This is a genomic window from Bacillus sp. FSL K6-2944, assembly GCF_038005385.1.
Lineage (GTDB): Bacteria > Bacillota > Bacilli > Bacillales > Bacillaceae_G > Bacillus_A > Bacillus_A cereus.
The window spans coordinates 825,219-848,966 of record NZ_JBBOTE010000001.1 but is presented as its reverse complement, the minus strand read 5'-3'; the positions used below and the strand labels follow the sequence as shown (position 1 = coordinate 848,966).

The following is a 23,748-nucleotide window of genomic DNA, read 5'->3' as shown; positions in this document are numbered from 1 at the left end:
TCTCACCCCTTCGTTACACATAGCGCTTCCCATTCTTCACGAATCATGCCCATTCGAATAGAATCATAGTATGTTCCGTTATAATAACGACACTTTCGCATTCTACCTTCTAAGCTCATTCCTATTTTCTCCGCTACTTTCATCATTCGTTCATTACCAGACCAAGTCGTGAGCCCTACTCTACCAATTTCCATCTTTTCAAATAATAAATCTCGATATAACGTTAACGCTTCTGTACCGTATCCACCATTCCAGTAAGTTGGATTATAAATAACAATTCCCATCTCTAGCCAACGCGTCGGTTTATGCTCCCAATAAAATCCGACCTTCCCTATAATTTGACCGTTATTTTCTATAATTAAATTTGACAGTGGTTCTTCTTGCAAACGAGTTTGCACCTTCTCTTTATAGGAAGAGTATTCTTGCATTGAGAACGGGAAATATGGCGCATCCCATTTCTTCCATTCTGGGCTTTCTTCTTTAAATACGATATTCCATAATGTTTTTATATCTGATTCTTCTATTGTACGAATTGTAACTTTCTTCCCCTTTAATATAACGTTTTGCATAATTCCCTCCTGCATTCCTCTTTATTTCATATATAATTATAATGTTTTTTCAGAAAAATCAAAACTAATATCATTTATTATATTGTATAATTTTGTTATTAGATACCAATTATTGATTTAGAAAGCTGGTGATTTAGTGAATAATCGATTTAGTATTGCTTTATTTCTCACTATTATTACGACAAATATTATTCTATATTTCTTCTTACCATCAAATATTGTTACGAAATGGGACTTCAATGGAACGCCTACATCAACAATGGATAAAAGCACTTTTGTAATCGTAAATATAATTATATGTTCCTTCTTATTCTTTGTATTTTTAGCTTTATCTAAAGCAGCGAATAACCAGAAATTTCTCCATTGGATCGGCAACACAATGTTACTATTCTTATTTTTTGTCGATATTGTCATCGCCCTCATTGCTCTTGGCTTTTCACTTCCTCTTGATCATTTCATATTTTTAGCATTAGGGCTTTTATTTATATTAATAGGTTATTTCAGTTCCAAAATTGATACGACTAAATCAACCGTTTCATTAGAATGGAATGATAAGTACCTTGAAAAAAGAGCTTCAAATATTAGTAGTATTTCAATGATGATAGCAGGTATTTTTTTAGCGATACTTCCTTTTATCGTTTCTGCTCCCTATAGAGGTTATGCTATACTAGCAATTCTTTTAGGAATGACGCTTATCATTCTGCCGAGTACGATTTATTTACTTATTAAAGACAGCAAGCAATATACTCCTTTAAAAAAATAGGAGGTTATATCCCTCCTATTTCAGCTTAATGTTTTATTTTCCACTTTTTCTATCTCAACTAAAATCCCTTTCTCTATCCAACCCTCTACGCCATCTTTTTTAATTAAATCATATCCTGAACAGCTACCATCAATGAGAGAAACGATATCTCCCTTCCTAACGCTTATTTGCGCACAAGAAATATCGGTTTTCACTGTATATTCACCTGACTCAAGTTGTTTTATATATTCATTTTTTACAGTGAGTAAATTATTCGTTTCCTTTTGTTTACATACGGTGTAGTCTTGCATCTTCTCGATAGGCTCTATGTAATAATACGGATATGTCACTCCGCCCTGCATTTCTGAATTCGCATTAAAATCCGCTATTACTTCATACTCTGGAAAATAGTCTACATATGTATAAGAAAACGTATCGCCCGTTTGTTTCCTCTGAATAATAAATGCATTTAATTGTCCTGCTTCTTTAATTGCATTTCCTCCATCAATTGCAATAATTTTTTTCTCCTTATCAATAACTGGATTGTTAGACGGTGCTTCTTCAGAATAGTTCACGACAGGCCAATGACCAACTATTACATACTTATTTGCTTTATGTGATTTATTAAAAAACTCTGGCATTGCTATCGCATTTTTGCGCTCTGTTTCTTTCCAATCTACTCTATCTTCTAGACCGGCATGCACAATAATATAATCTTCTGTTTCAATCGCTGTTGGCAAGTCTGTTAGCCAATATAGTTCTTGTGAAAATTCACTTAACAATGCTTCTTTCACTTCACGAATTGAAGTGCCCTCATGAACTGAAAAACCTAATTGCTCTAGCCATTCATTAAAAATCGAGTGCTTTCTCATACATAAATAATTAATAAGATCAGGATTTTCATTTAGAAGAGCATCAACTAAAACTTCACAATTCCCTTCAACAACGTGAACCTTTGAATTGTTCTTTACAAGATTCATAACGTAGTTTACTACGCCTACGCTATCTCGTCCTTTCTCGCAAAGATCTCCATTAATAATTAAATAATCTTCATCTTTAAAGTTAACTTTATGTAGTGCTTCTTTTAAAAGATTTAATTCTCCATGAATATCAGATATGACGATAACTCTAGCATCATTAGGGATTGATAGTTTCTTTATTTTTTTCAAGTATAAGCGCTCCAATCATTCTCTTTATTAAATTAAAACAATTCGACAAAATACACTATATAACCTTTTCAAATACATATACCATAACTTACAACCTATTTACGGTTTAATAATAACTTAAAAAATAAGAAGAAGCTGTTCCCAACTTTTGCGGGACAACTTCTTCTTATTTTTTATAATTCTTTATGAAAAGAATAACTCACCTGTTATGAAGTGACCTTTGTCAATAGTTTTTCACCCATAATATTTTTCTTGATGGCATACAAAAGCTTCAGAAATAAGATCTATCGACAGTTAACCACTCTGTTATTCGTGGATTGGTTACCTCAGGTTAATGGTTCGTCGTTAGGCTCTTATAATCTCACTGCGTGGATCACACCTTTTCAAATTCTAATAAATAGCTTGTTTATCAGAATTTCAGCCATGCCAGAAGAGGTGAGTCATAGATAGCCAGACCTGTAATTCACTATCTCTGAAGCTCATCTATGCCATCAATTGATACCTTTGGTTTCTAACTATGAATGAATCAATCAACTTCATATCCTTCCCTCTTTATTTTCGGTGAATTTTACCTGTTTCTAATCCCCATATAAAACACCCCAGTTCTCTTGCGATAGCTGTAACGGCAACATTTCTAGGTTTCCCTTGATATATCATGCGATAATATTTTCTTTGTAACCTTTCTACAGCCTGATCCGCATAAGCAATCACTTCGCTTCGTTGCCCTTTTTGTCTTGCTTTCACTCGCTTCGATTTTAATCCGATTGTTCCTTTTACCAACGCATTTGCACATTCTACAAGAGTAGACCTAACGGTCGAATTTCCTTGTTTTGTAATCGAACGTCGACTGATTTTTTCTCCACTTGAGCTTTCGCTTGGTGTCAATCCTACATAAGCCATAAATGCTTTAGCCGTGGGAAAACGAGTGAAGTCTGCAATTTCCACATGAACAGTCATTGCCGATGTTGTATCTATACCTTTTAAGCATCTTAAATTTGCGATTGGTTCTTCGTACCTTTCACGATGAGATAATTCTTCTAATCTCAGACTGAACCGCTCAATTTTATCGACTAGAACATCATACTGTAATAGGTATTCGCCTAACGTTTCTTTGAATAATCCTTGTAGATCAAGATTCTTTAACCATTTCATATAAGCGATTGTCCAGCTTGATTTCCCTTCATACACATAGCCATGCCTTAAAAGGAATGCTTTTATCTGTTGTTTTATTTTTTTCAAAGATGTTTTAAAATCACCTAACATGCGGATATACTCTTTCACGGCAACATCCTCTTCTTCTGGAACATATACTTCTTTATAGGTGCCATTTGCTAAATTAAGAGCAATCATTTTGGCATCGAATTTATCATTTTTAACCATTTTATTTTTTGATGAACTGTACATTGTTGTGGGAGCTAAAATATCACAATCAATTCCATTTTGTTCAAGAAGATTATGAAGTGAATACCCTAAACAACCAGCCTCATATCCAGCTTTAATTTTTATATCTTCACCATATTTTGTTTTCAGTTTCTCAACGAATTTTTTTACGAGAGATACATTTGAAGCACATCGTGCTTCTCTTACAATTTCCCCAGTTGTTCCGTGTAGTGCACATAAGCTAAAACTTTCCTTGTGGACATCCATCCCAATATAGATTATATTTTCCATAGTGGCCTCCTATTATCATAGGGTATAACCCCATTCATAATGTTTTCATTCATTATTATGGGTTAAAATCCCTGACTTGATAATCTAGGAGGTCGCTTCATATTATCTTATCATACCCTTCTCTTTCATAAAAACGATGAGCATCAATTCTTGAAAATGCTGACGTGAGGACGATAGACTCACATTCGTTTTCCTTTCCCCAGTTCTCTATATACGAAAGTAATACTTTCCCATGTCTTTTTGAACGATGTGCTTCTGCTGTTACAAGGTCATATACGAAAACGTGTTTCTTATTATAAAAGTTCGTACAAATTGCTACACCTGCAAGGCTAACAACTTCATCATCCTCATTACGCAGCGAAAATAGTTTATAATTTTCTTCTTTCATATTTCGAAATAAAGAGCTTGTTTCCTCTTTTGAAAGTTTCGTTCTTAATTGCTGTAAAACAGGTAATACTTCATGTAATTGCTCTTCTGTTACTACTTCTTTAACATTCATTTTTAACTCTCCCTTTACTATTTAAATAATTTTCTAAATGTTATATCATTATTATAGAAAGTAACTGCCCTTTACTTAAGTGGCAGTTTAAGTGTTTTTTATAAGGCCAGTTTTAAAGGAGAGTTTTATATGGATTTTACTATCCCATTGCAATTACAAAGTAACACACCTATTTACTTGCAAATTTACGAATATATAAAAGCTGAAATTATACAAGGGACTATTTCTGTTGGCACACGTCTACCCTCACACAGAAATTTAGCATCACAACTTAATATTAGCCGCATTACTGTTGAATCAGCTTATCAACAGTTATTAGCTGAAGGTTATGCAGAAAGTAAACCGAAACGTGGTATTTTTGTAGCAAATTTCGATATTGACATTATCCCAAATAAAAAACGAAATGCAGCAAAGAAGACGAACAATTTGATAGAAGAAAAATTTGAATATGATTGTAGCCAAGGGCTTATTGATCAAAATGCATTTCCGATTACAAATTGGAAACGAGCATTACAAGAATCCATACTTACATACGAAAATGCACTATTTGCCAAAGAAGATCCTCAAGGTGAATTCGCTCTTCGAGAGCATATATCAACATATTTATATCATTCTCGCGGTGTACATTCTTCACCTGATCAAATTGTGATCGGCGCCGGAACACAGCCACTTCTCTGGCTACTGCTTCAACTGCTTGGCCCTACAAAAGAATACGGCATTGAAAACCCTGGATTTCACCGTATACACGCAATTATTAAAAGCTGTGATAGACAAATTCATCCCATACCATTGGATGAAAAAGGGATTGATATTTCTAGTTTATACAATACAAATTCCAATGTCGCATACGTTACACCATCACACCAATTTCCACTCGGGATTATTATGCCTTTATCTAGAAGATTAGAATTGTTAAAGTGGGCTAATGATTGCAATGGATACATTATTGAAGATGACTATGACGGAGAGTTTCGCTACGCTGGTAAGCCGATTCCTTCTTTACAAAGTCTTGATTCAAATGAACGCGTTATTTATATGGGAACTTTCTCAAAATCTTTTTTACCTTCTTTACGAATGGGATATGTTGTTTTACCACCACACCTTTTAAAGATATACCAAGAACTGCATGGAATTTTCAAACAAACAGTCGCTACAATACAACAACTTGCTTTTGCTAACTTTATACAAAATGGGAATTGGGAACGTCACCTTAATCGAAGTCGTACACTTTATAAAAGAAAACATCATGCATTAGTAAAATCCATTATGAAAGAAATGGGGGCTAATGTTCAAATTCTTGGCGAACAGTCCGGACTTCATATTGTTTTATGTGTAAATAACAGTATGAATGAAAATGAACTGATTGAATCCGCTAAAAAACAAAGCGTTAAATTATACCCACTTTCTCCATATGATTTCGTGAATGATTTACGTAAGGAATCATACGTATTACTCGGCTTTGGTAGTATTCCGGAAAATAAAATTGAAACGTTGGCTATATTATTGAAAGATGCTTGGTTTCCTAGTTGCAAGGAAACTTGTTAACAGTGGGTTTAACTTGTAACATGTTAACAATTCAACAAAATAAAAAAGAAGGCTGTTCCAAAATAACTTTTTGGACAGCCTTCTTCTAGTTATTCACCTGACCTAGCTTTCCTTCCCGGACGTTTCACACCAGTCGTTTCTGTTGAATAGGAAGCTTCAATTATAGCCGTTGGATCTACAGAGAGAACGAGATCTTTCATTTTCGGATAAATGAATCGGTTTGTAATGCAATAAATGATTCTCTTATGCTCCCCTAAAAAACCACCTTCTCCATGTAGATACGTAACAGATAGTTGCAATTCTTTCATAAGTAAATCGCCTATTTCTTTATTCTTACCAGAAATAATCATAACGCTCTTACCTTGATTAATACCATCTAGTATAAAATCAATCATCTTCGTAACAATATAGAAAATTGCTAACGAGAACATCGCTTGTTCGATTGAAAATAAAATGGCAACAAAAATGAAAATAACTGCATTTACTGCAAGTAAAAATGTACTAATCGGTACATTAAAGTGTTTATTCATCCAAACTGCCAACATTTCCGAACCGTCAATTGCTCCACCCATTTTAACAACAATCCCAACACCAATTCCAAACAGTACTCCACCATAAAGTACAATTAATAACTCAGAAGTCGTAATTGCTGGAAATGGTTTTAAATAAATTAATCCGAGTGTTGTAACTACATTCGCATAAGATGTACGGATAAAAAACTTCTTTCCCATTACTTTTGCAGTAAATAATAAAATTGGGATATTAATTCCTAAGAACACACCATAAAGCGGCAATCCTGCGACTTTATTTGCCATAATAGCAATAGCCGTTACCCCGCCATCTACTAATCCATTAGGTGCTAAAATAAGCTCTAATGAACCTGCTACTATAATTGAGCCAATTGTTAATAATACGTATTCAAATACTTTCTTCATTCATTACCCCCAAAACTTATATATTTTCTTAGTATTATTTTAACGTAATTTTACTACTAATTCAAAGGTATCGATTTATATACAGAAAAGTTTCACCTTTATCGCTATTTTTATGTAATACATGTAACGCGTAATACTAAAAACACACTTACAAATTAAAAGTAAGTGTGTTTTTAACATCTATTTAATCTTTACGTACGGCTTCATTTTTAATTTGAATATTTCCTCAACTGCCCTTTGATATCCACCAGCATTTCTAAGCGACTCTCCCACTTTACGACTATTTTCCTTAAACGTCACATCATCCATTACTTTCTTTACAGTCTCACGTAACAATTCAGAAGTTAACTCGTTACGATTAAGTGTTATGCCTGCCCCTACTTCCGTCAATCGTTTTGCAACGAATGGCTGATCTCCTGTTACCGGAATTACAACTAATGGAACACCGTAATATAACGCTTCACTCGAACTATTCATACCACCATGTGTCACGAATACATCAGCATGCTGTAAAACTTCTAATTGCGGGATATAATTATACAACTTAAAGTTTTTCGGGATATTTTCAAATTGACTTATATTTATCTTCTTACCAACGACTAATACGACTGTCGCATCAACATCTTTAAACGCTTCAAAACATTTTTCATACAAAGCAGGTTGTTCATTAAAAACTGTTCCCATAGAAATGAAAATCATTTTTTCATTTTTTAAATCTTCGGTAGGAAAACTCCCCACTTCTTTTCGAGTAGCAATTGATGGACCTACAAATTTATACGATTCATCAAATACCTCTGAACGTGGCTGATATTCTTTTGAAGTATATACAATCGTAATATCACCAGGATGGTTCATAATATCATACATACTATTACATTTCATTCCATACTGCTTATTCCATCTTTCCATTCCCGCTAAACAAGATTGATATAATGGATCCATTTCATCTACTTGTCTCGATTCTTGCTCATCATGAAAATTAATGTACTGATTAACAGCAAACGTTGTACAGGATGAAACGCTTGGTAATTGTAAAATATTCGCTATAATACGTCCTACTGGAAAATGATTATCATATATTAAATAATCATATTTTTCCTCTTTTGTTTCTTCTACAATTTGAGTAACAATACGCTCTGATGCTTCAATCATATGAGATAGCATCGTCAAAGGGCTCCCACCTTCATTTACTCGTTCCATAATATTAATTTGAGAGAGAAAATTCTCAAACACTCGGAATTCCGCACCTGTTGCTTCAACCTTCTTTCTATAATCTTCAATACAATAAGAAACAACTGTTTCCCCTCGCTGAATTAACTCACTTACAACAGCTAAAGTCGGATTAATATGACCTTCCCCAGGAAAATTTATTACGAGTACATTTGCCATAACATTCTCTCCTATCCAATTAATATAATAAAATTAACAATTAATTATATTAATTAATTTAAGTCTATTATAAATGAATGCATTCTACTTCTTCATGCTTTTCTCTTCATTTTATTATTGAGAAATATTTTCTATAGTCTACATTATTGTGATTCACAATCTTATAAATGAATGCTTACTTTTACTCTTCATAGATTTAAAGATACGAGTCTTACATTCAAGTATTACCACTATTATTTTTAGACAATTCATACAAAAATAGAGAAATATAATATTTTTAATGAGTTTTCACTATAAATGTAAGTATGCTGTCTATCTTTTTATCTTTATCCTCATAACACATCATCTGTTATATAATAAATTTATGGAATTTACAAAAAAAGGAGTCTTTTCATGTTACAACAACTATTCAATTCACCTATTCTATCCGTTCAAGCCTTGCACCCAGGTTATGAAGATCATGCAAGTGATGTTTTTCTCGTTCAAACAGAAGATACAGAAGTTATCGTTCGTGCTTCTAAAATGAATGAAGAACCAAATAATGATTTTTGGTGGGGATGTAAAAATCTATTTGGAATTGATCCAAGGAACGTCCATCATTTAGAAACTGTACATACATTGCTGCAAGAACATACGAATCTTCCTATCCCAACAATATTAGAAAAACATGTTTTAAATAGCCGTGAATTTGTGGTGGTCGAAAAGTTAGTAGGTAACACAGTTCAATCTTTTATCGAGCAACCAGATTCTATTTTATTCAGCCTAGGAAAAGGACTTGCAGAAATACATAAATTTAAAGCCGATTTCATAGGAAATCCGTCAGGCACGTTCCAAGTTCCACTAGATGAATTCCAATCACATATTTTAAACGTGAGTAAAGAGCTTGTGAATATGTTTTATTCCGATGATGAAAGCATAAAAAATGCATTCCCTACCTTTGAATCACAACTTTCTTCCCTGTCCGTACCAAAGGAATCTACACTCGTCTTAATTGATATGGATCCTACTCAATTTTTATCTGACGGTACAACTATTACGGGTTTAGTAGATAGTGAAGCTTACGCTGTTGCTCCGCGAGAACTTGATTTTATCGGACTAGAATATGTACTTACAGAAAAAGAAGCACATGCCTTTAAAAGTGGTTACGAAACAATTATGTCTATTCCTCACTTAGAAGAATATAGACAGCCTTATCGTTATTTATACCGACTGTTATCTGTGCAAGGTAATGTGGAATTAAAAAAATGGTTAAGTCACCCATCCTATTTTTAAATACGAATGAGAGGGAGTATACAATGGATATTCAGAAAAAGCGTTCTGTAACAGAAAGTGAAATACAGCAAATGAAGGATTTGGCTTATATTTGTGGGCAACAAGACAATCTTGATTACTCTTCAGATTTACATATCAACTTTTTAAAAAATCGAAATGAAGATTATATAAACGATTTTCTTCTTTATAACGGTACTCAATTAATTGGCGCTTTAAATATGTATGATTTCGAAAGACCAACAAAGCTTGAACTAATAGGCTTTGTACATCCTCATTTTAGAAAACAACGTTTCGGAACTATCCTTTTACAAACTGCAATGAAAGAAATACAAAATAGAGAGACAGATGAAGCTCTTCTTATTATTAATGGGGATTCTATTTCTGGGAATGAATTTGTAAAACATATGAAGTTACCATATTTATATAGTGAATATAGTATGGAGTGCAAAACAAACGAAATTCAAAAAACAACAGATAATAATATACAGCTTACTCTTGCAACTTCAGAATCACTTCTTGATCTTATTAAAATTTCTAGTAAAGCTTTTGGTGATTCAGTAGAAAATACGACTGCATGGTTACAAAAAATGATGAATTCATCTTCCCATCAAGTTTACAGTGCCCTTATTGCTGAAAAAGTGATAGGAACAATTACAGTTTCTAAACAAGAGCAATCTACTACACTATCAGGATTCGCCGTTCATCCTTCTTATCAAGGTAAAGGATACGGAAAAGATATTCTTTGTAATATAGTACATACCCTTATTACAGAAGGAGTTTCAACAATTGAATTAGACGTCGAAACGAAAAATATCCACGCTTTAAAACTATATACACAATGTGGTTTTGAAATTAAAACGAGGCATGACTATTATAATTTAATGAATTTTTAGGTGAATACATATGTTAAAAAAACAATTTATTCTAATTATGATATTTTAGCAAACATCTATAATAAACATTGGAGACATTTTGTTTAATACTCCTACCCAGCCTCGTTTTACAAGATGCTCTTCCCTACTCTCGTATATTAGATCTTTGTTGCGGGACTGGTCATCTCTGCCGGTGATAGTTTAATTTAGATGAACTAAAAAGTGTGTTTCACAAAGTTTACTCCGTATTACATAACGAGGGTATATTCGCATTTGATATGAATAAAAAAACTGAATCGAAATGATTCAGTTTTTTCTTAATATATTTACAACTGCAGTTGTTTCGTCATTTTCTTTATAGACACGCGGAATTCTTCTATCTAGCATACATGTAACTTCATAGTTTATTGTACCTAACATATCCGCTATTTCTTCTACTGCGATATTTTCTTCACCTTGTTTACCGTAGAATACTACTTCGTCTCCTACTTGTACTGGCATCGCTTTTGAAACATCCAACATTAACTGATCCATACAAACACGGCCAATAACAGGTACTCGAACCCCATTAATTAACGCATAGCCTTTATTAGATAATTGACGATTATAACCATCAGCATAACCAATTGGTACAGTCGCAATCCATTCTTCACCAGTTGTTACATACGTATTCCCATAACTTACACCACGATTCTTCTTCGCATGTTTAATATGAGCTACTTTTGATTTTAACGACAACGCAGGCTGTAAAGAAACGACTGAATGATCCACTTCTTTTGACGGATACATACCGTACACACCTATTCCAACGCGTACCATATTTTGAAATGTGTTACTTAATTCCATTGACCCCGCACTATTTGAACTATGAATATATGGTATTTGAATTCCTAATTCTTTCGCTGTATTAACAGCTTTTTCAAATAAACTTGTTTGCATATTCGTATATGATTTATCGATTTCATCTGCCGTAGAGTAATGCGTAAATATCCCTACTACCTCTACATACTCCATACGGTTTAATTCTTCTAAAAATGGTTTAACTTCTTCTTCTTGTAAACCGATACGACTCATTCCTGTATCAATTTTCACTTGAATTTGTACTTTCTTTTGAAGACGGTTTGCAATTTCATTTATACCATGTAAATCTTCTACTCTATAAACAGTCATCATAACGTCATATTGAATTACATCTTCTACAGCCGCTACTGGTGTGTATCCTAAAATTAAAATCGGCACAGTAATTCCTGCTTCTCTTAATTCTATTGCTTCATCTACAAATGCAACTGCAAGTTGATGTATCCCAGCTTCAATTGCAGCTTTGGCAACTTCAACTGCCCCATGGCCATACCCATTCGCTTTTACAGCAGCCATCATCTTAATTTCTTCATCATTTACATGTTTTTTAAATTCTTTTACATTATGTTTTACAGCATTTAAGTCAATTTCTACAATTGTATCTCTTCCATATTTCAAACTCATTGGTCTAACTCCTAACTCAATAATTGCATTCCATTCTATTTCACGTTTCATATGACCTTTTACAATATAATACTTTTCATTATGCTAGTCAAACTACTAGAATTTTCGGAATTTTGAGTATGATATAATATCCTCAAGAAACTATTATATACGGAGACGAGGAGAATTACAATGTTTGTTCAATCTGCATTGCATCAACTAAAAGTTGCTATTGATACTTCTATTGATATGCTTAACCAATATAGTGAAAACGATTTAAAAATACAACCGATTCACTCAAAACGATCATTATTTGAAATGTGTGCACATCTTTCTCTTATTTGTCATGCTGATTTACTCATTTTAAATGGTATTCCAGAAAAAGAATTACATACCTTTTATATAGAACGTACCCCCGTAACAGTTGCTCACATGCAACAAACGATGATTGAAGGTTACAACCTTCTCTCTAAAACATTTCTTTCCTACTCCCAAATAGAATTAGCAGAAGTTATGACTGCCTATTGGGGTATTTCTTATTCGCGCTTTGAATGGTTACTTGAAATCGTTGCACACTTTTATCATCATCGTGGACAAATTCATATTTTATTATGCGAGCATATGAACGATCCTCGCATTCCTTTATTTGAGTGATTTTCCACTCATTCATTAATTATAAATAGAGAAGCTACAAAACCAATAAAAAGTATCATTCCTAATTTCCCCTCCTAATTGACCTACAAGAGAAACTAAAGACGGAACGGATATAACAATACCTATTACAAAACAGACACTCATCATTACAAGTAGAGATAGATACGAAACAAAGCCTATTGAACTTAGACTAAAAATAGCAATCAACAATCCTCCTTAAAGAACTTTCCTTACTTCAAACCTCTTTGTTAAACGACCTGCAAGTGGTGAGAGCAACATACCAAACAGCCCTGCTAAGCGAAAATAAAGGATTTGTTCTGCAGTTAAATTGTAAGTAGGAGAGCTCAAATAATTCCCTAAAACAGTATACATATTAACAAAAGCCATTAATAAAACAGGATTTTTCACACTGACTAACTATTAGTTTTAAATAATGCGCAACTTCTTTAAGGCATAAGAAATTCCGCCTTCACTCGCCTTCGTTGTAACGAAATCAGCCCTTCTCTTCAACTCCTCTCCACCATTTCCCATCGCAACTCCTAATCCTACATACTGCAACATCTCAATATCATTTCCACCATCGCCAAAAGCAATGGCTTCTAATTTACTAATGTTTAAATGTTCCAATACTTTTTGAATTGCAGTTAGCTTCGATACTTTACTATCTTCCAATACATTTATAACGTAACCATGAAAACGCTCAAACGTAAGTGCTGGATATCTTTCAATGAATTTTTGAGCTTCTGTATCATCAGCATACAGACATATGCAATACATCTCATCTGATAAGTTTCTAACTTTGTCAGGATACTGCTCTAAATTTAAGGTTTCATTTAACGCTCGCATGACACGTTCATCTTTGGAAGCAATATTATTCATTGCAAATTCTTCTGTAAAGTAAGAAACACTGTGACCATGTAATTCAGCAAAATTTGAAATATCATGAACGATTTCGCTTGAAAGTACTGATTTATGTATAACTTCTTTCCCACATTTTATATGTGCACCATTTGCTGAAATAAACGTATTTATACCTAGTTCCTTAAATTGTGAGCATAAACTATATGGTCTTCCAGTTGTAACAACTACGTGAATTCCTTTATCTATTAATCTTTGTACCGCTTCTTTTGTACTTTCGTGCATGCTTCTATCAATCTCACTTAATAACGTACCGTCAACATCGAAAAATACAACTTTGTACATAAGTCTTTACATCCCGTCCAAATGATTCGTATCATTAATGAAATGCACCGTTTTTTGTTCACCCTCAATTTCAATTAAACTTATTCCCGTATCTCCCATTTTGAAATAGTAGTCCATTGAAATTGGCATTTTGAAAAATGCACGTAATAGACTATTAATTACGCCCCCATGGGCAACAATTGCAATTCGGTCATATGTATTCTCTGTCAAGATTTTAGAAAAGATTCCTTCTATTCTCATTCGAAACTCAATAAACGATTCCCCGTTTTCAAAACGATCATGAAGAAACTTTGGCTCTGGATATTTCTTTGCTTCTTCAAATGATAAGCCTGCTTGCACTCCATTATTAAACTCCATTAATTCCTCTTCTAATTGAATTGGACAACCAATTGCTTCTGCTAATGTTTCACCCGTTTCACGAGCGCGTTTTAATGTGCTTGCCCAAATGAAATCTGGTGCAAAATCTTTTTTCACTTTCTGTACAAGTCTTTGTACTTGTTGTCTCCCTTTGTCAGTTAACTCAAAATCAGCTCGACCTTCATGCACATGTAAAATATCAGCTTCTGATTCTCCGTGGCGTATTAGTAGTATTTGCATGTTTCTCTCTCCCTTTATTTAACATTCATAAAATTCCATTATATCACATTTTAAGATTCCAAAATAAAAAAGGAACGGTCTCCCGTCCCTCATCCATTCACCCTTTCCGCATCATTCCAATAATATTTACTAAACGCTTCTGTTAACACATCAATTGTGTTATATAATTCATCTAACGTATTATCAACACCACCAACTTCAATTAACATCGCATTTTTCGATAAATCTTGGTTATAAACGCCATTTCCATCTTTTTTATACTTTGGAAAAATCCCTCTACTTAATCCGTAATAGTTTTCATCTAAATAACTATTGATCGCTCTTGCAATTTTTTCATTTTCAGCACGGCCTTCATTTTCCATCCCAATTATAAAGTATAATCTTGCATACGATTTTCCGTTAATTACTTTTGTTGTTACTTTCTTACGCTGATCGTCACGGTGTATATCAATCGGAAACGCAATTTTATTATTTTGTGCTAATGCTTCTTTTACATATTCATGAGACGCTTTATATGACTGATACCATACCCACTTTTTACTCGCTAATAAATCACCCATATTCGTTTTATCATGAACTACCGGAATTCCTTGTCCTTCAAGTTGCTCTTTCATACGTTTCCCTAGTAAAGACACATTTACATCTGGGCTAGATGGATCAGTTGCCCCTGGTAATAATGGAAAGAAGGATTCCCAGCTATGTGTATGATAAATATATACTGCACTTTCACCTTTTTTCGCTCCGTTCTTTTTCTGAACCGGATTATTCTTTTCCGCTTCTGTAACTTTATCTTTTGCTATTTCCCGTTCTTTCGTTACTTCTTCAATCGGTACACTAGATTCATTTGGGATATTCGTCAAGTTTGTCCCTTCCCCAGCTACGATAATATTAGAATAATACTTTGACATACCAGGTACTTCTTTACCGACGAATGTTCTTAAATCTTTAATTTTCAAATCTGTCGCGATAGAGAACATTAAATTCCCAACTGACTCTCTTTTATTCTTCTTAAAATAATCAAATCCGTAATAGCGATTCTCACTTTCTATCATTTGAACAAAACCTTGCATCGATACTTTTCCAAACCATTGATTTGCATAATTCGATTTCATTGTATGTAAAAATGACGTCAAAATCGACGCTATCATAATTACTATTAGCGCATATAAAAGGAGTAACGAAATCAGTTTCTTCCCATGTATTCGAGTTGCATACTTTTTCACTGCATCACCTTCTTTATACATGGATATGTACAAGCTTTTCAGAATATACGCACAAAAAAAAGAGAAATGGTATACCATTTCTCTTCCTCACTTTTATTGTTCTTTTCCTGTATCATTTGAAGGTAGTTTCTTCGCTTGTTTTTCTTTAAATATTTCTCCAATTGCACCAAGAGTACCAAGTGTTTCAATTGCATTAGACGGAATAAAGACTTTATTTGCTGGTCCTTTTGCAACTTCAGCTAATGACTCAAATGATTTGTAAGCAAGTATACGCTCATCCAAATTCGCTTCACGAAGCAATTCAATACGATTTTGTTCTGCTTTTGCAATTTCTTCAATTGCTCGTGCTTCCCCTTGTGCTTCTAATTCTTTTGCTTCTTTTATACCTTCAGCTTCGCGAATACGTGCTTCTTTATCCCCTTCAGCCATCAAGATTTTACTTTGCTTTTCTCCTTCAGCGCGAAGGACTTTATCTTGTTTTGCTGCTTCAGCTTCTAAAATAATCGCACGTTTATTACGCTCAGCCTTCATTTGTTTTTCCATTGATGCTTGCACATCTTTTGGCGGGTTAATATCAACAACTTCGACACGTTCAATACGTACGCCCCATTTTTCTGTTGCTTCATCAAGCGCTAAGCGAATTTCTGTTGAAATTTTTTCACGACCAGATAACGTTTCATCCAGTTCCATTTTACCGATGATTTGACGCATCGTTGCTGAAGTAATATTACGAACACCATATTCATAGTTTGAAATACCATATGTCGCAAGTTCTGGTTCAACAATTTGATAGAAAATAATTGTATCAATTTCTACTTGAACATTATCTTTCGTAATTACCTTTTGCGGTGGTACATTCGTTTGTTGAATGCGTAAGTCATGATATACACGAACACGATCTACAATTGGTATTAAAATATTTAACCCCGGGTGCATTATACGTTGAAACTTACCAAATCTTTCAACAACCCCAACTTTTTGCTGAGGAATAATTTTAATTGTTAATGCGATAAATGTAACTACAATTAGTGCGAATATAATCGTTAACGTTAATGCTACCATATTTATTCACTCTCCTTTTTCACTTGTAATATAGTACTATGCCTCTTTATAACAACGACTTTTTCTCCAGCATCAATTGAAGAATCTGCAATAGCTGTCCAAGTATCTCCATCCACCTTCACAATACCATTCGCTTCATTTGTAATCGCTTGCATAACAATCCCTCTTTTACCAACAAGCATATCTACTGTATCAGTAAAACCTTTTGCTTCTCGAAAGTTTTTTGAAATTCTTTTCGTAAAGAATGTCAAAGTTAAACTTACAATTGCACCAACAGTAACTTGTAACAGTAGTGCATCAGGAGCAAACAAAGCAATAAGACCTCCGACAACAGCTCCAATTCCAAGCCAAAGCATGTAAAATGTAATCGACAACATTTCCGCGATAAATAAAATACCAGCTATTATAAACCAAATTACCCAAGCAGCCATATGCAACCCTCACTTTCTTTCTCATTTTCTATATGTATATGAAGAAAAGAATGGTTTATCCGCCCTTTCTTACACTTGGGCGTTTGCTACAAACTATTGTACATATTCACTGTTACAATGGATCATTAATATAATACTATATCAATATATTCTTCATTATACATGAAAATCCCTTTCAAAAAGTGACAAAAAATTAAATTCTTTAAAAATTTTAATTTTTAAATTACAATTATTACAATTACTAAATACTTTTTTTATAGAGGTGATATTCTTATTGAGAAACCTGTCACTAATCTACTATTTAGGTTCCAAAATATGCATTACTCTCGCTGACATCGTATATGTAATGATTATTACAACTCATATTTATATAGCAACTAAATCAGCTACTATTACTGCTCTTTTTCCATTATTACAAGTTATCACAAATCTAATTGCTAACATCTCTGCACCACTTATGATAAATCGTTTTCCATCTTATACGCTGTTATATACGCTCCAATGGTTGAAAACAGTCTTTTTACTATTATTAATGATTTTGTTCCCGGTCTTATCCACAAACATTATAGCTCTATTAACTTTTATTTTTGTCATTTCATTATGTAGCGGGTGGAGTGCTCCATTATTATACGGTATTCTTCCGCGCCTTACACCGAAAGAAAAATTAGTAAAAGTAAATAGTATCTTTTCCTTTTCAACACAAATTGTGCAAGCCGTTGCTTATTCATTTACGAGTATTGTCGTTCTTCTCATTGGCGCTACTTCTACACTCATGATTAATAACATTTTAATGATTTTCGGATGCATTGCATTACATTTTTCATTACGTTCCATACATACTGAAAGAATAGCAGATTCTCCCTCTTCCAAAAGTACTGTTTTATTGGAAGGTTGGAAACTCCTATTTCAAAATCCATCTCTCCGTACCGTTACATATATGGACTTAATCGAAACTTTCGCAGGAACAATATGGATTGGTGCTATTACGATGGCATACGTTACGACTATCCTTCATAAGGGCGAAGAATGGTGGGGATATATTAATACAAGTTATTATGTTGGCACGTTAATCGGTGGTCTATTAGCATGGAAAATGAGTTCCTATATTCAAAACAATTTAATACGATCTATGTCGATTAGCTCTCTTATATTTAGCATTCTTACATTTTTATATGGTACGACGAGCAGTGGATTTATTGCGCTTTTTCTATGTGTTCTAATGGGACCATGTTATCAAATTAGAGATATTTCTCAAACGACTGTTTTACAATCAAGTGTTACCCCTGCTTTATTATCCAAAATGTATACAGCACATGGCGCACTTCTTTCAACAGCCTCTGGACTATCTATGCTTAGCATTGGCATTATTACTGATATGTTCGGTGTTCGTACAATTTATATCATCGCTTCTATTCTTATTTTATGTTCCGCTTGTTTATCTTTTAGTTTATTAAAATATCATAAGACAGAGCAGAACGATATTTCACTTTAATCACTAAAACAAAGAGGACAGGGATTCCTGTCCTCTTTGTTTATTCTATTCATGATAAGTTGGGGATTTTTCTATGCTTTGTCGCTTGTTCAAAAGCATAAGCTAATTTAATTAATATCCCTTCACTAAATGCAGTGCTTGCAATGGTAATTCCAAAAGGCCTCCCGCTTTCCATATACCCTGCCGGTATTGCTATAGACGGATAACCCGCTTTCGCACATATAGTAGAACCTATATAGGAAGGAAACAGTATCGCATCAAGATTATATTTTTCCAATGCAAAATCAATGCCTTGTTCTTGAGAAAAATATATATCTTCTAATCTCGCATTTAAATATTCTGGATTTCGTAACGTATTAGGAAAATCTTTTCTTCCCTCTAACTTAGTTTGTCCATATTTTAAAGCTCTTTCTGCTATGTTTTTATTAAACTCCATTAACTCCGAAATAGAATGTACCGGGATAGTAGAAGGTAATTTAGAAAGATAGTTATCTAAACTATGCTTCAGCTCATAAAGCGGAACTCCCCAGCTCCATTCTCTATGAAAAGAAGGAATATCAATATTTTCTACTACTGTCGCTCCTTCATTACGTAATACTTGTATCGTTTCCTTAAACAAGATTTCATCATACTCACCATTTTCGTAATAATCTTTTGGTGCATCGTTAAACACACCAATCTTCGCTCCATTTAAACCATTTGCATCAAGGTAAGATGTATAATCCCGATATGCCCTACCGTCACTTTTGTGAGTAACTACATCTTTCTCATCCACTCCAGTTAAACTCCCTAGCAAAATAGTAGCATCGGTTACCGTTCTAGCAAATGGTCCAGCTGTATCTTGCGAATAAGTAAATGGAATAATTCCTCTACGACTAATTAAACCGACAGTCGGTTTAATACCTACTACAGAATTTTGAACAGCGGGGCTCAAAATAGAAGCATCGGTTTCTGTCCCAACAGATACTACTGTAAAGTTAGCAGCAACTGCTATTGCAGATCCTGTACTAGATCCGCCAACAAACATATGATCCTTGCCCGTTCCATATGGATTGATTGTTTGACCACCTCTTGCACTATATCCAGCCCACATTTCAAAAGACATTGCATTTGCTAATTCTGTCATATTCGTTTTTCCTATTATCACTGCCCCTGCTTCTCGCAGTTTAGTAACGAGAAATGCATCTTCACTGCTTATATTTTGTTCTAGAGCTATTGTACCTGCACTTGTATGCATGAAGTCATTCGTTTCAATATTATCCTTAAGCAAAACAGGTATTCCATGCAATGGTCCCCTTACGCCGTTTGTCTTTCTTTCATAATCTAACGCTTCTGCAATAAAAATAGCATCTGGATTGATTTCTAAAATTGAATTAATTTTCGGCCCGTCTTGATCATACTTTGCGATTCTATAGAGATAATACATCACTAGCTCTTTTGAAGTTAGCTTTCCAGATTCCATTTCATTTTGAATATCTTGAATTGTTAATTCCTTTTTTAAGATTGAATTAAACTGAATTTCCATTTATATTCTCCCTTATATGAACTTTTTTAACATATACCCCTTACTTTTTCAATTTTTCATCTCAACACATCCTAAATTAATATCCCTTTAAAGAAATTCAATACTCTTATTTAAACACCTTCAATTTCCCGAAAAATAAAAAAAGTCTGAAACGGATTAACCTTCGCTTCAGACTCTTACATTACTGTGCGTATACTTCATCTAATAAATGTAAAAACTCACCTTGTTTCCCAGCTAATTCAGGGCATTTTGCAATATCAACCCATTCATAGCAAAATACTAATCCTTTATCTTCCTCACCAGCACTTACAATATGTTCCCAAGTATCCTTTACATCTGTTAGTAAAGTTACATGGAAAAAGTGGCGTTTTTCATACTCCTGTTTTTCTTTCATATGTATAATGTAATCTGCTAAAAACCGCTCTATGCATAAATGACGCAATCCGGATTCTTCCTGTACTTCACGCAATATAGCAGCTTCTAACGTTTCACCTTCATCAACCGTTCCCCCTGGCACTTGAATACCAGCTTCATGTATATCACGATGTTTAAAAACAAGTAATTGCATAACCCCCTCTTGTTCTCTTGTAATATATGCATGTACTTTTTTCTTATATAACATCGTCATTGTACATCTCTCCCCTCAATTGTTCACTCTGTTACTTCTTCAAGCGTCAGTTGATTATCATACAAATATGTAGCTTGTGGATTTCCCACATACCTTACGTGCCATGGTTCATACCGATAGCCCGTAATCGTTTCTTTCGCTTTTGTGTATCGAACCACAAAACCAAATTTATGGGCATTTTCAGAAAGCCACTGACCTTCTTTCGTTTCCCCAAAAACTGTCTCTAACTGAAATTTAGCAGATTGAGACGTAATATCCATAGCTAGTCCAGTTTGATGCTCACTTGTGCCAGGAACCGCGCTAGACATTGCTGTTTTTGCTTCCCCGTCTTGTTTTTTATACATCGTATTTAATGCTTTTTGTCGATCAAAAGATCTAAATCCAGAAACTGCAAAAAGAAAAATACGCTCGTTGTCAGCCTGCTGAAACATATCCTCAAGCGCCCTCGCTGCCTCTTTTCTCATCTTTTTCTTTTCTTGATCACCTTCACTAGAGTAGCGCACTTTCGGAATAACTAAATCTGGCGGTCTATACCCATCTGGTAAACGCCTACTTTTATTTACAAGTACAAGCATTGAATTCGGATTATTAATTACCGCAATATCCCCATCCATATTAGCAATCGTTTCTTTCGCTTTCGGAAATATGCTATTTACACTTACTTCCCGCGCCTGCTTATCCTTATACATTTTATAATTGATTCCTGCTACTCCAATAATAATTATTGCAGCTACAATACCAAGTAGTGCCCATCTTTTTTTCATATAACGACCTCTTATTTTAATAATTTGGCCATTTCATACTCATCGATGCCCTTTCCATCGATAATAAGAGCAGCTTTTTTGACACCTTCTTTCTCAAATCCAGCTTTTTTATATAGTGCCTGAGCTCTTGTATTGTGGGCCATTACTGTTAATTCTAAACGCCATACATCATGTAATTTTGCCCACTTCTCAACCTCTTTAAACAATCTCGTCCCAATACCTCGCCCGTTATACTCTTGCAAAATACCAATTACAATGGTTGCCACATGCCTCTTTCTTTGAATGTTATTTCCATTCACTAATATAAAACCTACTATCCTCTCATCTTCAACTGCTACAAATATTGTTGCATATTCATTTTCTATAAAGCGATGGATCATTTTTTCTTGTTGCTCAGCTGTAGTTTTTCTTTCTCCTGGTTCATATAACATAAACTTCGTTTCTTCATCTAATTGCTTACTTAATTGCAAAAATGATGATGCATCTTCTATTTCGATCTCCCTAATCACTTCAATCACCCTACCAGTTTCATAATAAAAAGTTTTCCTTATAAAAAGATTTTCTCTACTTTCCTGAAAATCCCTTTGTAAATCTCCTGCTATAAATTGACAAATTTCGATATTACTATAACAACGACAAATTATGTCTATTCTGTGACGTCTCATCATTACAAAGAAAAAACGCAAGCATTACACTTACGTTTTTTCAAAAATACTGTGAATTCCTCCTCATCAGGTGAGGTCTCTCACCAATTTAAATTTCACTTTATCCATTCACTTTTTCTGCCTGCCAAAAATATTCACCAAATGCTTTAGCAAGTGCATCAATTGATCGATTCAATTCTTCCTCTGTATTATCTACACCACCAACTTCTATTAATATCGCTTGTCCTGATAGGTCTTGATTATAGATTCCATTTCCTGTCTGGAACCCTTTTTGAATGACCCCACGGCTCACTCCTGGATATTTCTTATTAATCGCCTCATGTAAAGCTGTCGCTAATTGTAAGTTTTTTTCATAGTTTTTATTTCCTTTCCCTACTACAAATGCAAGCTTTGCATATGATTTATCTCCAATTGTTTTTGTCGTTACATTCTTTCGGGCACTATCACGATGCAAATCAAAAAAGTATTGAAGATCTTTATTTCCAGCCATAGCTTGCTGCACAATTTCTCGTGACATTTTATACGAACTATTACTGTTTAAACCTTTACTTATTAACTTTTGACCAACATCACTCTTATCGTTAGTAGCTCCAATCCCTTCACCTTCTAGTTGTTCACGGAAACGATCTCCTAATATAGAAATATTCGACACAGAACTCGTTGCTTTATTCGGATTCGGGTCATTCGTTAAGTTAAGTAAAGGTAAATAAGATTCCCAGCTATGTGTATGATAAATAAACGCAACTTGTCTCTTCCCAGTCGTTTGGGACGGCTGTTTTTTCTCTTTATTCGTATCTTGTTTAGGTGCTTGTCCAGTTCCACTAGTCCGTTCCTTCACTACTTCTTCAAGAGGAACACTCGACTCTATCGGTAAGTTAGAATAATTTGTACCCTCACCCGCAATAACAATTTCTGTATCGTACTTACCAAATCCCGGGAGCTCTTTCCCGACAAAACTGCGTACATCATTAAAGCGAATATTTGTAGCCATAGAAAAGAGAAAAGAAGAAATTGAAAAATCTTGATTCAAATTTCGATACTCCTGTGTAAAATAATGATTCTCTTTTCCAAGTACATACATGTAACCATTCATCGATAACTCATTTAACCAATTATATAAATACGTTGACTTTGTCTCTTTCATAGAGGTTACCATCAGACTAATAAGAAAAAAAGTCGCTAGCACTGTAGTAATAACAAATAAAACTAACTTACGCATATTTGTAAACTTCATAAAAAAAAAGCCCCGATTCATACTATCACCTGTTATGAAGTGACCTTTGTCAATAGTTTTTCACCCATAATATTTTTCTTGATGGCATACAAAAGCTTCAGAAATAAGATCTATCGACAGTTAACCACTCTGTTATTCGTGGATTG

General features: G+C 34.0%; 23 protein-coding genes and 2 pseudogenes. 7 read left to right on the top strand and 18 right to left on the bottom strand.

Annotated features, from left to right (window positions below; all coding sequences use genetic code 11):
• Window positions 1-2 precede the first annotated feature (2 nt).
• Window positions 3-569 (bottom strand): GNAT family N-acetyltransferase, encoded by a 567-nt coding sequence (locus tag MHH55_RS04420; protein WP_001181783.1) that lies wholly within the window; start codon window positions 567-569, stop codon window positions 3-5.
• Window positions 570-705: 136 nt separating this feature from the next.
• On the opposite strand from MHH55_RS04420, the gene MHH55_RS04415 reads away from it, so the two are divergent.
• Window positions 706-1,332: a DUF1648 domain-containing protein gene (locus tag MHH55_RS04415; protein WP_002182685.1), complete on the top strand. Its 627-nt coding sequence runs from the start codon at window positions 706-708 to the stop codon at window positions 1,330-1,332.
• Window positions 1,333-1,352: 20 nt separating this feature from the next.
• Here the strand turns inward: MHH55_RS04415 and MHH55_RS04410 are convergent, their stop codons facing one another.
• The 3 genes from MHH55_RS04410 to MHH55_RS04400 form a co-directional block, all read right to left on the bottom strand.
• A complete protein-coding gene (locus MHH55_RS04410) occupies window positions 1,353-2,480 on the bottom strand; it encodes a metallophosphoesterase (RefSeq protein WP_000721377.1) in 1,128 nt (375 codons plus the stop codon).
• A gap of 552 nt (window positions 2,481-3,032) precedes the next feature.
• A complete protein-coding gene (locus MHH55_RS04405) occupies window positions 3,033-4,151 on the bottom strand; it encodes an IS110 family transposase (protein WP_340880263.1) in 1,119 nt (372 codons plus the stop codon).
• Window positions 4,152-4,248: 97 nt separating this feature from the next.
• Entirely contained in the window at window positions 4,249-4,650 is a 402-nt protein-coding gene (locus MHH55_RS04400; RefSeq protein ID WP_078188032.1) for a GNAT family N-acetyltransferase, read from the bottom strand.
• 129 nt (window positions 4,651-4,779) lie between these two features.
• Between MHH55_RS04400 and pdxR the strand changes: the two genes are divergently transcribed.
• Complete coding sequence (gene pdxR / locus MHH55_RS04395) at window positions 4,780-6,195, top strand: MocR-like pyridoxine biosynthesis transcription factor PdxR (RefSeq protein WP_000348028.1); 1,416 nt, start codon at window positions 4,780-4,782, stop codon at window positions 6,193-6,195.
• An 89-nt stretch (window positions 6,196-6,284) separates the two neighbouring features.
• Here the strand turns inward: pdxR and MHH55_RS04390 are convergent, their stop codons facing one another.
• Both MHH55_RS04390 and MHH55_RS04385 read right to left on the bottom strand, forming a co-directional pair.
• Entirely contained in the window at window positions 6,285-7,130 is an 846-nt protein-coding gene (locus MHH55_RS04390; protein ID WP_000755126.1) for a YitT family protein, read from the bottom strand.
• A gap of 180 nt (window positions 7,131-7,310) precedes the next feature.
• Complete coding sequence (locus MHH55_RS04385; RefSeq protein ID WP_000024491.1) at window positions 7,311-8,519, bottom strand: macrolide family glycosyltransferase; 1,209 nt, start codon at window positions 8,517-8,519, stop codon at window positions 7,311-7,313.
• Window positions 8,520-8,912: 393 nt separating this feature from the next.
• Here MHH55_RS04385 and MHH55_RS04380 point away from each other — a divergent pair, with 393 nt between their 5' ends.
• From MHH55_RS04380 to MHH55_RS04370, 3 genes and pseudogenes are all read left to right on the top strand, one after another.
• Window positions 8,913-9,791 (top strand): nitrate reductase, encoded by an 879-nt coding sequence (locus tag MHH55_RS04380; RefSeq protein WP_000941374.1) that lies wholly within the window; start codon window positions 8,913-8,915, stop codon window positions 9,789-9,791.
• Between the two features lie 23 nt (window positions 9,792-9,814).
• On the top strand, window positions 9,815-10,684 hold the full coding sequence (locus MHH55_RS04375; protein ID WP_000354420.1) for a GNAT family N-acetyltransferase: 870 nt from the start codon (window positions 9,815-9,817) through the stop codon (window positions 10,682-10,684).
• Window positions 10,685-10,947: pseudogene (locus MHH55_RS04370) on the top strand (class I SAM-dependent methyltransferase); the annotation flags it as partial.
• Window positions 10,948-10,969: 22 nt separating this feature from the next.
• Here MHH55_RS04370 and alr read toward each other — a convergent pair.
• Window positions 10,970-12,145 (bottom strand): alanine racemase, encoded by a 1,176-nt coding sequence (gene alr, locus MHH55_RS04365; RefSeq protein ID WP_002182683.1) that lies wholly within the window; start codon window positions 12,143-12,145, stop codon window positions 10,970-10,972.
• A gap of 171 nt (window positions 12,146-12,316) precedes the next feature.
• Here alr and MHH55_RS04360 point away from each other — a divergent pair, with 171 nt between their 5' ends.
• Window positions 12,317-12,778 carry a DinB family protein gene (locus tag MHH55_RS04360; RefSeq protein ID WP_000497991.1) on the top strand — a complete coding sequence of 154 codons (462 nt, stop codon included), beginning with the start codon at window positions 12,317-12,319 and terminating at the stop codon, window positions 12,776-12,778.
• Window positions 12,779-12,838: 60 nt separating this feature from the next.
• Here the strand turns inward: MHH55_RS04360 and MHH55_RS04355 are convergent.
• The 6 genes and pseudogenes from MHH55_RS04355 to MHH55_RS04330 form a co-directional block, all read right to left on the bottom strand.
• A pseudogene (locus MHH55_RS04355) lies at window positions 12,839-13,174 on the bottom strand (multidrug transporter); the annotation flags it as partial.
• Between the two features lie 30 nt (window positions 13,175-13,204).
• A complete protein-coding gene (locus tag MHH55_RS04350) occupies window positions 13,205-13,981 on the bottom strand; it encodes a Cof-type HAD-IIB family hydrolase (RefSeq protein ID WP_000278973.1) in 777 nt (258 codons plus the stop codon).
• A 6-nt stretch (window positions 13,982-13,987) separates the two neighbouring features.
• Window positions 13,988-14,578: a histidine phosphatase family protein gene (locus MHH55_RS04345; RefSeq protein WP_001166435.1), complete on the bottom strand. Its 591-nt coding sequence runs from the start codon at window positions 14,576-14,578 to the stop codon at window positions 13,988-13,990.
• Between the two features lie 89 nt (window positions 14,579-14,667).
• Window positions 14,668-15,879 (bottom strand): stage II sporulation protein P, encoded by a 1,212-nt coding sequence (gene spoIIP, locus MHH55_RS04340; RefSeq protein WP_002182680.1) that lies wholly within the window; start codon window positions 15,877-15,879, stop codon window positions 14,668-14,670.
• Window positions 15,880-15,894: 15 nt separating this feature from the next.
• Entirely contained in the window at window positions 15,895-16,863 is a 969-nt protein-coding gene (locus MHH55_RS04335; RefSeq protein WP_000226252.1) for an SPFH domain-containing protein, read from the bottom strand.
• 2 nt (window positions 16,864-16,865) lie between these two features.
• Window positions 16,866-17,294 (bottom strand): NfeD family protein, encoded by a 429-nt coding sequence (locus tag MHH55_RS04330; RefSeq protein ID WP_000741976.1) that lies wholly within the window; start codon window positions 17,292-17,294, stop codon window positions 16,866-16,868.
• 274 nt (window positions 17,295-17,568) lie between these two features.
• On the opposite strand from MHH55_RS04330, the gene MHH55_RS04325 reads away from it, so the two are divergent.
• Complete coding sequence (locus MHH55_RS04325) at window positions 17,569-18,786, top strand: MFS transporter (protein ID WP_001245233.1); 1,218 nt, start codon at window positions 17,569-17,571, stop codon at window positions 18,784-18,786.
• 49 nt (window positions 18,787-18,835) lie between these two features.
• Here MHH55_RS04325 and MHH55_RS04320 read toward each other — a convergent pair whose 3' ends face one another.
• The 5 genes from MHH55_RS04320 to spoIIP (MHH55_RS04300) form a co-directional block, all read right to left on the bottom strand.
• Complete coding sequence (locus tag MHH55_RS04320) at window positions 18,836-20,311, bottom strand: amidase family protein (RefSeq protein ID WP_000405417.1); 1,476 nt, start codon at window positions 20,309-20,311, stop codon at window positions 18,836-18,838.
• Window positions 20,312-20,492: 181 nt separating this feature from the next.
• Entirely contained in the window at window positions 20,493-20,939 is a 447-nt protein-coding gene (locus MHH55_RS04315; protein WP_000178293.1) for an NUDIX hydrolase, read from the bottom strand.
• Between the two features lie 23 nt (window positions 20,940-20,962).
• Complete coding sequence (locus MHH55_RS04310) at window positions 20,963-21,703, bottom strand: M15 family metallopeptidase (protein WP_000747647.1); 741 nt, start codon at window positions 21,701-21,703, stop codon at window positions 20,963-20,965.
• Window positions 21,704-21,714: 11 nt separating this feature from the next.
• Window positions 21,715-22,212, bottom strand: a complete 498-nt coding sequence (locus MHH55_RS04305; protein WP_000617576.1) for a GNAT family N-acetyltransferase — start codon at window positions 22,210-22,212, stop codon at window positions 21,715-21,717.
• A gap of 256 nt (window positions 22,213-22,468) precedes the next feature.
• Window positions 22,469-23,623 carry a stage II sporulation protein P gene (gene spoIIP / locus MHH55_RS04300; protein WP_001079278.1) on the bottom strand — a complete coding sequence of 385 codons (1,155 nt, stop codon included), beginning with the start codon at window positions 23,621-23,623 and terminating at the stop codon, window positions 22,469-22,471.
• Between the last annotated feature and the right edge of the window lie 125 nt (window positions 23,624-23,748).